Annotated in this window: 14 protein-coding genes; 8 read left to right on the top strand and 6 right to left on the bottom strand. The window is 39.3% G+C overall.

Annotated features, from left to right (window positions below; genetic code table 11):
- Positions 1–60: 60 nt before the first annotated feature.
- Entirely contained in the window at positions 61–264 is a 204-nt protein-coding gene (arfA, locus tag B6A32_RS00765; protein ID WP_085300859.1) for an alternative ribosome rescue factor ArfA, read from the top strand.
- A 52-nt stretch (positions 265–316) separates the two neighbouring features.
- Here arfA and B6A32_RS00760 read toward each other — a convergent pair whose 3' ends face one another.
- The 5 genes from B6A32_RS00760 to cyaY are packed head-to-tail and all read right to left on the bottom strand — an operon-like array spanning position 317 to position 5,079.
- On the bottom strand, positions 317–1,504 hold the full coding sequence (locus B6A32_RS00760; RefSeq protein ID WP_085300858.1) for a heme biosynthesis HemY N-terminal domain-containing protein: 1,188 nt from the start codon (positions 1,502–1,504) through the stop codon (positions 317–319).
- Complete coding sequence (locus B6A32_RS00755) at positions 1,504–2,994, bottom strand: uroporphyrinogen-III C-methyltransferase (RefSeq protein ID WP_085300857.1); 1,491 nt, start codon at positions 2,992–2,994, stop codon at positions 1,504–1,506. Before B6A32_RS00755 ends, B6A32_RS00760 begins: the two co-directional genes overlap by 1 nt.
- A 50-nt stretch (positions 2,995–3,044) precedes the next feature.
- A complete protein-coding gene (locus B6A32_RS00750) occupies positions 3,045–3,818 on the bottom strand; it encodes a uroporphyrinogen-III synthase (protein WP_085300856.1) in 774 nt (257 codons plus the stop codon).
- A complete protein-coding gene (hemC, locus tag B6A32_RS00745) occupies positions 3,805–4,737 on the bottom strand; it encodes a hydroxymethylbilane synthase (protein ID WP_085300855.1) in 933 nt (310 codons plus the stop codon). Before hemC ends, B6A32_RS00750 begins: the two co-directional genes overlap by 14 nt.
- 21 nt (positions 4,738–4,758) lie before the next feature.
- Positions 4,759–5,079, bottom strand: a complete 321-nt coding sequence (gene cyaY, locus B6A32_RS00740; RefSeq protein ID WP_085300854.1) for an iron donor protein CyaY — start codon at positions 5,077–5,079, stop codon at positions 4,759–4,761.
- A 110-nt stretch (positions 5,080–5,189) separates the two neighbouring features.
- Here cyaY and lptM point away from each other — a divergent pair, with 110 nt between their 5' ends.
- From lptM to uvrD, 6 genes are all read left to right on the top strand, one after another.
- Positions 5,190–5,360 (top strand): LPS translocon maturation chaperone LptM, encoded by a 171-nt coding sequence (lptM, locus tag B6A32_RS00735; RefSeq protein ID WP_101685890.1) that lies wholly within the window; start codon positions 5,190–5,192, stop codon positions 5,358–5,360.
- 11 nt (positions 5,361–5,371) lie between these two features.
- Positions 5,372–6,622 (top strand): diaminopimelate decarboxylase, encoded by a 1,251-nt coding sequence (gene lysA, locus B6A32_RS00730; RefSeq protein ID WP_085300852.1) that lies wholly within the window; start codon positions 5,372–5,374, stop codon positions 6,620–6,622.
- Between the two features lie 16 nt (positions 6,623–6,638).
- Entirely contained in the window at positions 6,639–7,469 is an 831-nt protein-coding gene (gene dapF / locus B6A32_RS00725) for a diaminopimelate epimerase (protein ID WP_085300851.1), read from the top strand.
- 13 nt (positions 7,470–7,482) lie between these two features.
- Entirely contained in the window at positions 7,483–8,169 is a 687-nt protein-coding gene (locus tag B6A32_RS00720; RefSeq protein ID WP_233131283.1) for a DUF484 family protein, read from the top strand.
- An 11-nt stretch (positions 8,170–8,180) separates the two neighbouring features.
- A complete protein-coding gene (locus B6A32_RS00715) occupies positions 8,181–8,906 on the top strand; it encodes an HAD-IA family hydrolase (protein WP_158088434.1) in 726 nt (241 codons plus the stop codon).
- Between the two features lie 168 nt (positions 8,907–9,074).
- Positions 9,075–11,249 (top strand): DNA helicase II, encoded by a 2,175-nt coding sequence (gene uvrD, locus B6A32_RS00710; RefSeq protein WP_085300849.1) that lies wholly within the window; start codon positions 9,075–9,077, stop codon positions 11,247–11,249.
- Positions 11,250–11,362: 113 nt separating this feature from the next.
- Here uvrD and rarD read toward each other — a convergent pair whose 3' ends face one another.
- Positions 11,363–12,283, bottom strand: coding sequence for an EamA family transporter RarD (gene rarD / locus B6A32_RS00705; RefSeq protein WP_085300848.1), 921 nt, complete (start codon positions 12,281–12,283; stop codon positions 11,363–11,365).
- A 266-nt stretch (positions 12,284–12,549) separates the two neighbouring features.
- On the opposite strand from rarD, the gene recQ reads away from it, so the two are divergent.
- A complete protein-coding gene (gene recQ / locus B6A32_RS00700) occupies positions 12,550–14,349 on the top strand; it encodes a DNA helicase RecQ (RefSeq protein WP_085300847.1) in 1,800 nt (599 codons plus the stop codon).
- Positions 14,350–14,398 lie beyond the last annotated feature (49 nt).

The following is a 14,398-nucleotide window of genomic DNA, read 5'->3' as shown; positions in this document are numbered from 1 at the left end:
AACAAATTTATCGAAATTTGTTTGAGCAACTCAATTAATAGTAAGTAAAAGGTAAATAATATGACTAAGAATAAAGTAAAAAAACAACTCAAAAATCAAGGGGGTTGTGAATTAGGCCGAGGGGTAATTAAAGATAACTTTTTAGCCGCTGTAGTTACATCTAAGCTATTTAAGCAACAAGTTATAACAGCAAAAAAAGGTAAAGGCGCTTATCAAAGAACGCAAAAACATAAAGGACAAGAGTCCTATTTAATAGCGGTTTAATTCTTAAGAATATAACCGCTATTAAATAGGACTTTAGTTTTATATGGCTAAATTAAAGGTGTATTTTTCGCAGTACTTGGTTGGCTTTATCTAACAGCCCTTGATGCTCAAGTACTTGTGAAAAAGTCAGCAAATCGATTTTATCGTATTGCTGTTCTTCAAGGTTTACTAAGCTGTTGAAGGCCTTTTCTGCTAATGACCACTGTTTAGAAGCTGCGGCAAAGTGTGCAACTAAAGATAACCAAAGCGCATTATTAGGCTGGTTGTGCAAGTGCTTTTGAGCTGCCGCCATCAAACTATCGTCATGAGTAATAGGCAATGTTCTTAGTGCTTTTAATAAGCTTAACGCGTTGCCTTTTTTAATGATCGGTAATAATAACTTTGCCAAAGGTTCATTGATTTGATTTTCTGCCAACACTTGGCAATAAGTCATAATTACAACTTCATTTTGCTTGATTTTTTTCGGCAGCTGTTGCCAATATTCAACTAATGCCGAGCTGTCGTGCTGCTTTATTTGCTGATTAAATGCACCATAAAAAGCTTGTTGTTGCCATAAGGTTATCGTCTCGATACTAATAGATTTTTCTTTTTGAGCCGCGTTAAACTGCTTGATTGCATAATCAAAGCGCTGCTCAATTAAACTTAATTCTATTTCCAGCTTGAGTAATCGTGCGTCATGTCCAATATGCTTGTGGTGTTCATCTATAATCGTGCGCGCTAGTTGATAGTTTTTTTGTCCCATCAATAATTTAACTTTAATTATTATCGCTTCTAAGCCCGTTTCTTTAATACTGGTCGTTGTGTTTTCTAATAAACCTAAATAATGATCAGTATTGGGCTTTAATGCTTGTTTCTGAGCGGCATCAGCGGCAACAAGGTAAGCAATATGCTCAAAGGTAGAGCCGTCAGCAGACTTAGCTAACAAATGCTCAGCTTGTTTGTAATCACCTAGCACATAGGCAGCAATACCTTTATTAAAGTCTTTAAGCGCTTTTCGACGACTGGCAAAAGCAATTTTATTCCAAGCTTTAAAGCTAAAGTTAACTCCGCCGCGGAAAAATTTTATGATAAGTGCCAAGGTAAAAAAGCATAATGCCAGCGTTATAATTGCGGTAATGACTGTTGTTTCAATGGCTGAATCGCCAATAGAAATCAGAATATAGCCTTTTTCTCCAATTAACATAGGCGTTACAACAACGACACTAAGAAATAAAATCAGCAATAATAAAAGTCGTTTCATTATAATTCCTCGTTCAGTTCAGAGCTTGTTGCTGGCTCTGGTGTAGCTGGCGGTGTTTCTACGCTCTTACTGCTATCAAAAACCTCTACTGAAGACGACTCTTTATCCGACAACACTTGTCGAATGGCCTGCAATGAGGCAAGTTTATTTGGGTAATCAACTTTGATAGTGGCTGTTTTTAACGTATTTATTGTCTGAAGAAAATGTTGGTTTTCATCTGTTGTTAGATCAAAATATTCATTAATCCAGCGCTCAGTAGCATTAAGCGCTTGAAGATAGATCTCGTTTTTAGATTTACTCGCTGCCCAAATAGCCGTTTGCACTTTTAAACTTAAGTTTTCACGTAAATTTTGCTGAAACTGTGGCGACATTAATGGTTCAACATTACCTGTTCTGCGTGTAACGGTGAAATACTCATCGATAAACTTACGCCATGTTTTCGCCAGGTTTTCACGCCAGTCAGCTGCGTTATCTGTTAACGCTAATGAGCTCTGAGCTGGGTTTAAGTCTGGAATTTCAAATAGCGCCATCGGTAATGTGGCAATTTGTTGTTCAAGTACCATCAACTTTAAAATTACATCATCGGTCGCCAATGTAGGTAATAGCTGTAATTGCGCAACATCTTGTTGAATAGTTTGGCGCAATGCTAAAAATTGTGGGTCATTTAATTCTTTTATACGCAATTCAGCATCTTTAAGCAGGCTAACCGCTGTACTTGGCGTTTTTTCTAACCATAAACTCCTTGAAGCAACTCGAATTAGATATTCCGCTTCTTGTAAGAGCCAATCACTGGGTTGATTTTGTCCTAAGCTAGCCAGTTTTTGCTTCAATTGAGTAAGCGCAGTCTGGTTACTATTTTCAATACGATTTATTTGGGCAACTTTATCAGCTAATGCATTAATTTCATTAGTATTACTTAATTTATTTTGAGAAAACTGTTGGCTAACTTTCTGACTAATATTTTGGCTGTTATTTGCAAGCTGTTGGGCTACTTGCTGTTGGTTTTCAATAAGCTTGCGCTCTAAAACATCATTGAGTTGTTGGCTGTATTGCGCCTTTTGCTGCTCATTCCAATAAAAGTGGCCAACGCTGGCCAAAATTGCAAGCAAAGCAATTATTAAAGCGATAATACCAACTTTAGACATTTTATTTTGCTGCGTTTTAGTCGTGGTATTTTTATCGATAGGCTTTTTAGTGCTAGCCGTTGTTGGCTTACTTGATGCGGTAGTCGCGTTATTTTTCAATGGGGCTTCGCTCTTTTCATTAGGTTTTTTCGAAGATGACTCAGTTGGCTTTTGGCTTGCTGCACTGGGTGCTTTTTCTGACTGGTTTTCATTAGGTGCAATAATGGCAGGATTTTCAGGTACGACTTCATTCGCTGAACTAACCTTAATCGAGGCAGATAAACCTGTTTGCTGCTCAACATTACTGTTTGAAGCTGAAGATTTATCATCAGATTTAGTTTGCTTAGGTTGTTTTTTATCGCTCATGAACTGATCCTATCTTGCATGGTTATTACTACATACTTTACTTTTATAGCTTACTTAAGCGCTATTTCACTTGTCGTGCTTTCGCTAACCTGACAAGCAAGCGTTCGTATAATGGCAATGGTATTGGCGCCGTTAGCATTTACTACACGCTGAATACCCATAGTTTTGGCATTTTCAGCAATTCTTTGGCTCGCAACGACCCATAAACATTGTTGTTGCCAGTATGGGTCTGAATCCTTAATTAAGTTTACTATGAATTCTAGCAAAGCGTTACTAGTGATTAAGATACAATTTATCTGTTGCTGATGCCATGTTTTGATGATCTTTTGTGGGTAATTTCGCCAAACACGTCGATAACTTTCAAAATAATGCACAGTTGCATCACGCTGACGTAAAGCATCAGCTATTAGCTCTCTACCGCCATCGCCACGTATAATCAGCACATTTTTATTTTGTACATTTTTCAAAGGTAATAGCGCTAAAACCCCATCACTGTCGTGCTTTTCGGGAACCAGTGCGTTAATGCCTAACGCTTTTAACGCTTGTTGAGTAGCACTGCCTACTGCAACAACAATTTCTGCAGGCCATAACGATATTGGCATTAATTTTTGTGCAAATTCAACGGCTGCTACGCTAATAAAAATAACAATAGGTGATACTAACTGTTTTTGCAGTGTCTGTAATTGATCAAGGTTTTCGGCGGCTTGATAATCGAAAAATGGCTGGCAATAACTGCCATAGCCATATTGCTCTAGACAAGTTTGTAGCTCGCGCCCTGCTTTTTCAGGACGCGTAATTAATACATTAAGCTTATGATTGTTCATATACCTGACGAAGAATTTTATCAGCGCCTTTAGCCAAGAGATTTTCAGCTAATTGGTTGCCTAGTTGGGCGGCCTGGTCAATATTACCACGTACTTCGCTGGTTAATATTTCGCTACCATCAATAGCACCGACTAAGCCACGTAAATATAACTGTTGATCTTCAAGCACAGCGTAACTACCTATTGGCACCTGACAACCCCCTTCAAGCGCACGGTTCATGGCTCGCTCAGCCACCACTCTAACACGCGTATTTTCACATGCTAGCGGTGCAAGTAAGGTTTTTATTATCGTATCTTCATTTCGACATTCAATACCGACAGCGCCCTGGCCATTAGCCGGCAACATAACTTCTGGCTCAATATATTCTTGAATACGTTCAGGCATTTCTAAGCGAATTAGGCCTGCTGCCGCTAAAATAATCGCATCGTACTCACCATTATCAAGCTTCTTAAGACGGGTATTAACGTTACCTCTAAGATCGCGAATATCAAGGTCTGGACGCAGTGCTTTAATTTGACATTGACGACGTAAACTTGAGGTACCAACAATAGCGCCTTGTGGTAAATCAGCAAGACTTTTAATGGTGTTAGAAACAAATGCATCACGCGGATCTTCACGCGGACAAATTATTTCTAATCCTAAACCTTCAGGGAATTCAACCGGTACATCTTTCATTGAGTGCACCGCAATATCAGCACGATTCTCTAACATCGCCACTTCAAGCTCTTTTACAAACAAACCTTTACCGCCAACTTTTGCTAGCGGCGTATCAAGAATAATGTCACCTTTTGTGGTCATGGGAACTAGTTCAACATTAATACCTGGATGAAAGTGCTCAAGTTTCGCTTTCACATATTCGGCTTGCCACAACGCTAACGCGCTTTTTCGAGTGGCAATACGTACGGTGTGTTGTGTCATTTCAATTACCTTAATTAATATTTATTGCGCAGTAAGCACGATGGCTTGTTCTGCTTGTTTGCTGACCGCATTAGATAAAAAATGCCATAGCTCATCGCCACCGCGTTTATCTAACCATTGCTCATTTTCGAAATGAAAATGGTGGCCATTAAATTTTGTTGCTACCCAAATTTCATGTAAGGGCGCTTGTTTGTTAATGATGATTTTACTGGCATTTTTAAAGGTCAGCGTTAACATACCGCCAACACCTTCATAATCGATATCGCAACCGCAATCTTCAATGGCTTCTTCTACCGCAAGTAAAATATTTTCAGCGGCTATATTGTATTGGCTATCATTCATTAACTATTCCTTTCTACCGGTACATTAAGATTGTTTAATCTTTGCTTGGTAATTGTTGGTCAAGGGATTATAAAACGTCTATCATGGGAAAAAAATCGAATAAATCAATTATGCGTAAACAAATTGTAATTATTTTCTTCAGCTTGGTTAGTTTAGTAATCATAACAGGCTGTGGTATTAAAGGTCCTTTATACCAAACTCCTGAGCAACAGCAAGAGAACTTGCCTAAAACAAGTGAAGAAACAGACAAAAATAGCGATAAATCTAATTTAAAGCATTAGGAATAACGGCATTGGACTTTTTTAATCGTAAACAACACTCATTATACGCCGAGCAATGTCAGGTCACTGAGTTAGCAAAGCAATATGGTACGCCACTCTATATTTACTCTCGAGCGACTATCGAGCGTCATTGGCATGCCTTCGATCAAGCGGCTGGCGATCGCCCGCACCTTGTTTGCTACGCCGTAAAAGCCAATAGCAATATTGGTGTGTTAAATGTAATGGCTAGACTAGGCTCAGGCTTTGATATTGTTTCCAAAGGTGAGCTAATGCGTGTGGTTGAAGCAGGTGGCGATCCTAAAAAGGTGGTTTTTTCAGGCGTTGGTAAAACATCTGAAGAAATAGCTTATGCCTTAAATCTTGATATTTATTGTTTTAATGTTGAGTCAGCGGCAGAGTTAGATCGCATTCAAGAGGTTGCCAAAGGCTTAAATAAGGTTGCGCCAATTTCTTTACGGGTTAATCCCGATGTTGATGCTGGCACACACCCTTATATTTCAACAGGCTTAAAAGAAAATAAGTTCGGTATTAGTATTGAACATGCTCCAGCCCTTTATCAATATGCTGCAACCTTATCGCACATTAATATTCAAGGTGTTGATTGCCATATAGGTTCGCAACTTACCGAGGTTTTACCCTTTTTAGATGCTCTCGATCGCGTGTTAAAATTAGTTGATCAACTCGCTGAGCAAGGCGTTGTATTATCACATATTGATGTTGGTGGTGGGTTAGGTGTTTGTTACGACGACGAAAAGCCACCGCACCCACAAGAATATGCTGAAGCTATTGCGCAAAAGTTAGTAGGTCGAGACCTCAAGCTAATTTATGAGCCGGGCCGAGCCATTATGGCCAATGCCGGTATTTTAGTGACTGAAGTAGAGTATCTAAAAGAAAATGAAGATCGAAATTTCGCCATTGTAGATGCCGCGATGAACGATTTGATCAGACCCGCACTATATCAAGCTTGGCAAGCGATTATTCCTGTTGAACAGCGTGATGATATAGCCAGTGCACAATATGATATTGTCGGGCCAATCTGTGAAACAGGGGATTTTCTCGGTAAAGATAGAAGCTTAGCCATACGCGCGGGCGATTTGCTTGCTATTCGTAGTGCAGGTGCTTACGGTTTTACGATGAGCTCAAATTACAATAGCCGACCACGCGCAGCCGAAGTTATGGTTGATGGCACTGACAGTTATTTAGTGAGAAAACGCGAAACCTTAAGCCAATTATGGCAAGGTGAAAGCATATTACCTTCATAGTGGAAGATAAGCATAGATGTTAGTAAATTTTTCTAAAATGCATGGTTTAGGTAATGACTTTCTTGTACTCGATAATGTAACGCAAAACGTTTACTTATCGAATGAGCAAATAAAGCAGCTTGCCGATCGAAACTTTGGTGTTGGCTTTGACCAAGTATTAGTGGTTGAACCGCCGTATGATCCTGATTTAGATTTTCATTATCGAATTTTTAATGCCGACGGTAGTGAAGTTGGGCAATGTGGTAATGGCGCACGTTGCTTTGCAAAGTTTGTGCGTTTAAAAGGCTTAACCAATAAACATAAAATAAAGGTCTCAACGCAATCGGGCAAAATGACCTTATTTGTTGAGCGTGACGGTAATGTTTCGGTCAACATGCCGGTACCGCAATTTGAACCACCAAAAATTCCATTTACCGCACAAAAAGCCGAAGGAACCTATATTCTGCGCAGCGAAGACGAAACTGTGCTTTGTGGCGTTGTTTCTATGGGCAATCCGCATTGCGTCTTAACGGTAGACAATGTAAAACAAGCACCCGTAGAAGTTTTAGGTAAAGCATTATCATTTCATGAGCGCTTTCCTGAACAAGCAAATATTAGCTTTATGGAAGTTGTTTCACCTGAATATATCAAGCTACGCGTTTACGAACGTGGGGCAGCTGAAACCTTAGCTTGTGGTAGTGGCGCTTGTGCTGCTGTCGTTATTGGCCACATGCAAAAAAAGCTCAATCGACAAGTATTGGTTGATTTACCCGGCGGACAATTAAAAATATTTTGGAAAGGCCCCGGTAACTCAGTAAAAATGACAGGTCCCGCCGTGCATGTGTTCGATGGGCAAATAAACCTATAAACAAGATAAACCTATGCAAATAAATGATCAAAACTTACTGTCTGATGACGAAATAAAACTAACCGATGAATTAATCGTCGCTTACCTTCAAGAAAATCCTGAATTTTTTAACCGTCAGGCTGACTTTGTTACCACCTTGAGACTGCCCGATCATCAGCGGGGCACAATTTCTTTAGTGGAACGTCAACTATCTCAACAACGACATAAAATTCATAATCTCGAAGAAGAAATCACCCAATTAATGGTAATTGCTAATCAAAACGAGCAACTTTTTGCTTTATATAGCGATCTCTACCTACGCCTACTTGATTGTACTACCGCCGTTGAACTGCTCGATTGTTTGCATCAAGCGACAACGCAATTATTATCATTAGATGCCTTAAAGCTATGGCTAGTTAAACCAGCTAAAGTTAGTCACAGTGCTTTAATTAACAATAATTGTGCTGAAATAATTGAAAACCGATTAAGTAAAGATGAATATTATTTTGGTCGATTACAACAGAGCGAACAAACATTGATTTTTGGTGAATCTAACGCCGGCTCAGTTGTTTTAGTTCGCCTTATGCATAACCAAGAAGATATCGGTTTCCTGGCGATTAGTAGCCAAGATGCAGAGCATTTTGACCCACGAATGGATACCTTGCTGTTGGGGCAATTTAAAAAGTTAGTCGCTAAATTACTTCATCAACAACTTTTCTAGGCTGAAGTATTGTGAGATTTTATCGTCGACTGCACCCTTTTCATGCTATTAGCTTTGATTTAGATGATACTTTGTACAGTAACCACCCAATTATGTTGGCTACCGATACCAAGATGATCAAATATTTTAAAACTATTTTCAGTGACTATGGTTTAGAGAGTACTTTATATGCCTTTGATATGACTTTCTGGTGGCCTTTTCGCCAACAAGTTATCGCGCAGTCGCCTTGGATAAAACATGATATAAGCCTGCTACGAGAAAAAACCTATTATCTTGGCGCTATGTCATTGGGTTTAAATGACACAGAAGCACAAAAAGTTGCGGCTTTAGCCTTAGCTTATTTTGTTGAACAACGCAGTAACTTCACGCTACCACAACATACACACGACTTTCTTAGCACCCTTCAGCGTAAAATTCCTTTAGCAGCGATCACTAACGGCAATGTAGATACCGACAAAATAGGTATCGCAAAATATTTTACAGCCCACTTTAATGCGACCACCGAAAATAAATTAAAACCTGATCGCGATATGTTTGATAAAACCTGCCAAACCTTACAAATAAGCTCTTCACAATTACTGCATGTCGGTGATTGTGGTAAAAATGATGTTTTTGGCGGTATTAACGCCGGCTGCCAAACTGCTTGGTTAAATCCCTACCAAGTAGGTAAAGCCCTGAAAGTTATTCCTACCCTAGCACTTGACCATATTGAACAGCTAACCAAAATTGTAAAATAAGTAATTGTATTTACTTCTTTATGTGAAAAAACAAGCAAATTGACGTTAATATTTCAGTAAACAAAAGCACTTTATATATTCATTAGCTTCGCAGGCTTATAGCGTTATCAAAACAGTGCTGAACTTGTTATGATAGCAGCATAATTTTGCTTTAGATTTTACCTTGCTATGGATGTTTCTGAATTACTTGACTCGTTAAACGATAAACAACGCGATGTGGTGGCTGCACCATTACAAAATATGTTGGTGCTCGCTGGCGCGGGCAGTGGTAAAACGCGAGTTTTAGTTCAACGTATAGCTTGGTTAATGAAAGTTGAGCATGCATCTGCTCACAGTATTTTAGCAGTAACTTTTACCAATAAAGCCGCAGCAGAAATGCGTGCCCGAGTAGAACAAACCGTTGATGGCAACGTACATGGTATGTGGGTTGGTACCTTCCATGGTTTAGCACATCGTTTATTGCGCATGCACTTTCAAGAAGCCAAGCTACCGCAAAGCTTTCAAGTACTTGATTCTGATGACCAACTTCGTATGGTTAAACGTATTGTGCGTTCCTTAGAATTAGACGAAAAACGTTGGCCACCAAAGCAATTTCTTTGGTATATCAATGGTAAAAAAGATGAAGGTTTACGTCCACAACATATTGATACTCAGTACGATGCGACCGAAGAAACTTTTGTTAAAGTTTATCGTGTTTATCAAGACACTTGTGACCGAGCAGGCTTAGTAGATTTTGCCGAATTATTACTGCGCGCTCATGAACTTTGGTTAAACAACCCAGAATTACTCGCACATTATCAACAGCGCTTTGCCCACGTATTAGTAGATGAATTTCAAGATACCAATGCCATTCAATATGCCTGGTTGAACATGCTAGGTAAAAAAAGTGGCAGTGTCATGATAGTAGGTGACGATGACCAATCTATTTATGGCTGGCGTGGTGCAAAAATTGAAAATATTCAACGATTTTTACAAGACTTTAATGGCGCAAAAACTATTAAATTAGAGCAAAACTATCGTTCAACAGCCAACATTCTTAATGCGGCTAACCAGTTAATTGGTAACAATAATAATCGCCTCGGTAAAGACTTATGGACCGAGGATGATGCTGGCGAAAAAATATCTATTTACACCGCTTTTAATGAAATTGACGAAGCTCGCTTTATTGCCGGACGCATTAGCGACTGGAAAGATAAAAAAGGCTCACTCGACGATGTTGCTATTTTATACCGCAGCAACGCGCAATCACGCTTAATGGAAGAAGCGTTAATTCAAGCTAAATTGCCGTATCGTATTTATGGCGGTTTACGATTTTTTGAACGTCAAGAAATTAAAGACGCGCTTGCTTATTTGCGCTTACTGAACAACAGAGATGACGATGCTGCATTTGAGCGTGTTATTAATACACCGGCGCGTGGTATTGGTAATCAAACATTGAGCTTAGTTCGTGATGCTGCACGTAGCCTCGAAAGTACGCTCTGGGAAGCCTGTCAGCACATGATGCAAAATGAAGAGCTTAAAGGTCGCAGTGCGAAAGTGATCAAGCAATTTATCAATGTTATTGATCAACTAGAAGATGAATCGAGTCACTTAAATCTAGACCAACAAGCAAATTATGTTATTCAGCATTCAGGCCTTAAAGCCATGTATCAAGCGGAAAAAGGTGAGCGTGCTGAGGCTCGTATTGAAAACTTAAATGAATTAGTTACGGCTTGTCAAACCTTTGAAGTTGACCCTGAGCTTGAAGAAGAACAAAGTCCGCTTACTTCATTTTTAACCCATGCTGCATTGGAGTCGGGTGAATCACAAGCCGACGATTATGAGTCTGCAGTACAACTGATGACCATGCACTCAGCTAAAGGCCTTGAGTTTCCATTAGTATTTATCGCTGGTTTAGAAGAAGGCATGTTCCCTTCGCAACAGTCGGTTGAAGACCTAAGTCGTTTAGAAGAAGAGCGACGTTTATGCTATGTAGGTATGACCCGAGCAATGCAAAAGTTGTACTTGTGTCATGCAGAAAGCCGTCGTTTATATGGCCAAGAGAAGCATCATAAAGCCAGTCGTTTCCTACGAGAATTACCCGATACTTGTACTGAAGAAATTAGAATGCAAAACCAAGTAAGCAAACCCAGAACCACCGGGAAATTCTCTTCAGCGCTGACCTTAGAAACCTTTGGTAACTCAGGCTTTAAGTTGGGTGAAAATGTTCGTCATGCCAAGTTTGGTGACGGCGTGGTATTAAATTATGAAGGTAGTGGTCCACAAAGTCGTATTCAAGTTAACTTTGCTGATGCAGGGTGTAAGTGGTTAGTCGTTGCTTATGCTAATTTAGAGAAGCTCTAAATATTTAATCGAATATGACTTAGCACGCTTGAGTTAAGTCTCAAGCGACATTCCTGCCATTAAAGCACAAAATAGAGCGTGCTTTTTAACACGCTCTATTAACTGATATAAACTTATATTAACTTTGTCGCTGCTAACTTAGCAGCTTTACGTCTGGTTTTTACTGAGTCAAAGCTAAATATTGCCAGTGCGGTCCAGATACAAGCAAAGGTAATTAATTTCGCAAAATAGAGCGGCTCTTGATAATAAAAGGTTGCCAAAACAAACATAATACTTGGCCCTATATACTGAAAGAACCCCAATGCGGTTAGGGTCATACGCTTCGTTGCTGCAGAGAAGCAAAGCAAAGGTGCGGTAGTTACTATACCAGTACAAATTAATATCATATTTAATGACATAGCATTTTCGAACATATTATTGGTATTGGTTTCTAAAAACACTAACCAATAAATTAGCGCGATAGGTAACATCATAAGTGACTCAACTAATAACCCAACAAATGAGTCTAAAGGTAACTTTTTCCGCAATAAACCATAAGTAGCAAAAGTACCAGCCAAGGCTAACGATATAACGGGAACCGAGCCAACCATAATAAGCTGAATCATCACGCCAATAAATGCCAAACCTACAGCAAATAACTGCCAAAACCTTAAACGCTCACCTAAAAACACCACGCCCAACGCTACACTAAGCAACGGATTAATATAATAGCCAAGGCTTGCATCGAGTAGGTGATCATTATTAACCGCCCAAATAAACAGAAACCAGTTTACGGCTAAAAAGCTCGCCGATATTGTTAACTGCATGACTATTTTAGGCTGTGTAATGGTGGCAACAAAGCTACCCCAACGCTTAGTCAATAAAACAATTAGCATCAATAACACGGTCGACCATACTACGCGATGAACAAGAATTTCATCGGCATCAATATGATCAATTAATTTAAAGTATAAAGGCGCAATACCCCACATGGTGTAAGCGCATATGGCAAAAATAATACCGCCACGAAGGGCGTTGGTTTCAGTTGTTGGCATGAGGTGAACTTGAAGACTAAATTTTGCTAAGGAACAAACATAATAACATTATTAATTTAAACAGCCTATCAACAAGTTAATACCCGCTAAGGATATTGAGATACTGTCGCAGTTAATATTATTTAGCTTAAGTAACTAATTTATAAATTATTATACAAACTACTTTTTGAAAGCGTTAAAATTCAGCTTAATGTTGAAAAAAATCTCCGCACAATGCCATTACTACGGTAAAATGCCTGCTGATTTAATTTAATAAAGACTTTCTGTTGCAAGCCATTTCTCCTACAACACTAACTGACTCTCTGAAACATCATTTTGGCTATCAGGCCTTTCGCCCTGGCCAAGAAGAAATCATCAATCAGGCACTTCAGGGCCGTGACAGCTTAGTATTAATGCCAACGGGTGGCGGGAAATCAATGTGTTTTCAGTTACCGGCAACTATTTTACCCGGTGTTACTATTGTTGTTTCACCCTTAATCGCCTTAATGAAAGATCAAGTTGACGGTTTGGTACGACAGGGCATAGCTGCTGCGTTTGTTAATTCATCACTTGACGCTGACACGATTAACGATATTTTTCGCCGTTTGGGGCAAGGCGAAATAAAATTACTTTATGTTGCACCTGAGCGTTTGAAGAGTTACTACTTTATTCAAGGGCTTTCTCAACTGAATATCAGTTTATTTGCTATTGACGAAGCGCATTGTATTTCGCAATGGGGCCACGACTTCCGCCCAGCTTATACCCAACTGCATTTACTAAAGCAAAATTTTCCACATGTACCTGTAATGGCACTCACCGCCACGGCTGATGTCACTACACGCAGAGACATACTGCAGCAATTAGCCCTAAACGATCCTTATATTCATCTTGATAGCTTTGACCGTCCCAATATTCGTTTTACTTTGGCAGAAAAATACCAAGGTGAACAACAAGTTGTCGGCTACATTAAAAAACGTAAAGATGAATGTGGCATTATTTATTGTAATAGCCGCTGGCAAGTTGAAAAGCTAGCCAAGCGTTTAGCTGAAACCGGTGTTAATTGCTCTGCGTATCATGCCGGTTTAGAGCCCGAAATTCGCAATATTATTCAAGATAAATTTGCGAAAGATGACATACAAATTGTGGTCGCAACAGTTGCTTTTGGTTTAGGCATTAACAAATCTAATGTACGTTTTGTCATTCATTTTGAACCACCAAAAACCGTTGAATCTTATTATCAAGAAATAGGCCGAGCAGGTCGTGATGGTTTACCAGCAGAAGCACTGTTTCTTTACGATGAAAAAGATGCTGAACGCATTAATAAGCGCATTAGCGAGGGTGAAAACGAAGAGCGTGTCAATGTAGAGCTACAACGTTTTCAGGCTATGCGTGGCTTTATTGATGCTCAAACATGTCGACGCAGAGTAGTATTAAATTATTTTGCTGAGTTTACTGAAAAAAGCTGTGGCAATTGTGATATTTGTTTAGATCCACCAAGCCAGTTTGATGCAACACAAGCTGCACAAAAAGTACTTTCCTGTGTTTATCGCATTGAAGAAAGTGGTGATGTTGAGCATGTTGTTGCCGTGTTACGCGCAGAGTTAAATAATAAAATAACCCAGCTTGGTCATGACAAAGTATCAACCTTTGGTATTGGCAGAGACAAAACCCCCGGTTATTGGTTTTCAATTGTTAGGCAATTAATTCATTTAGGCTATCTACAACAAGATATTGCTGCCCAATCTAACTTATGTCTTACGCAAGCCGCTGGCGATATATTAAAAGGTAAACACCCCTTAATGTTAGCTGCGCCGCGTTTACAAAAAGCGAGTTATTGGCAAAGTAATAAACGCGAAAAAGTTTATGACAGAGCATTATTTGCTAAGTTGAGATCCCTGCGTAAAGAAATAGCTAAACTTGAAGATATTGCGCCTTTTATTGTCTTTAACGATGCGACATTGTCTGAATTGGCGAGGGTAAAACCTACAACAACCAGGCAGATGCTCAATGTTAGTGGTATTGGCGATACTAAGTTAGCACGTTACGGTGAGCCGTTTTTATCTTTAATAAAACAACATCAAAGCTAAACATACCCTAAATTTTAAAGACAAAAAAAGCGCTTAATAGCGCTTTTTT

It is taken from the genome of Colwellia polaris, from assembly GCF_002104515.1.
In the GTDB taxonomy this organism is placed as follows: Bacteria; Pseudomonadota; Gammaproteobacteria; order Enterobacterales; family Alteromonadaceae; genus Cognaticolwellia; species Cognaticolwellia polaris.
The sequence above is the reverse complement of the archived record's forward strand: the minus strand, read 5'-3'. Positions and strand labels throughout refer to the sequence as shown.

Bases quoted from the DNA above. Each gene is read 5' to 3' on its own strand.
- arfA (WP_085300859.1), top strand. From the start codon at position 61: ATGACTAAGAATAAAGTAAAAAAACAACTCAAAAATCAAGGGGGTTGT.
- B6A32_RS00760 (WP_085300858.1), bottom strand. From the start codon at position 1,504: ATGAAACGACTTTTATTATTGCTGATTTTATTTCTTAGTGTCGTTGTT.
- B6A32_RS00755 (WP_085300857.1), bottom strand. From the start codon at position 2,994: ATGAGCGATAAAAAACAACCTAAGCAAACTAAATCTGATGATAAATCT.
- B6A32_RS00750 (WP_085300856.1), bottom strand. From the start codon at position 3,818: ATGAACAATCATAAGCTTAATGTATTAATTACGCGTCCTGAAAAAGCA.
- hemC (WP_085300855.1), bottom strand. From the start codon at position 4,737: ATGACACAACACACCGTACGTATTGCCACTCGAAAAAGCGCGTTAGCG.
- cyaY (WP_085300854.1), bottom strand. From the start codon at position 5,079: ATGAATGATAGCCAATACAATATAGCCGCTGAAAATATTTTACTTGCG.
- lptM (WP_101685890.1), top strand. From the start codon at position 5,190: ATGCGTAAACAAATTGTAATTATTTTCTTCAGCTTGGTTAGTTTAGTA.
- dapF (WP_085300851.1), top strand. From the start codon at position 6,639: ATGTTAGTAAATTTTTCTAAAATGCATGGTTTAGGTAATGACTTTCTT.
- B6A32_RS00720 (WP_233131283.1), top strand. From the start codon at position 7,483: ATGCAAATAAATGATCAAAACTTACTGTCTGATGACGAAATAAAACTA.
- uvrD (WP_085300849.1), top strand. From the start codon at position 9,075: ATGGATGTTTCTGAATTACTTGACTCGTTAAACGATAAACAACGCGAT.
- rarD (WP_085300848.1), bottom strand. From the start codon at position 12,283: ATGCCAACAACTGAAACCAACGCCCTTCGTGGCGGTATTATTTTTGCC.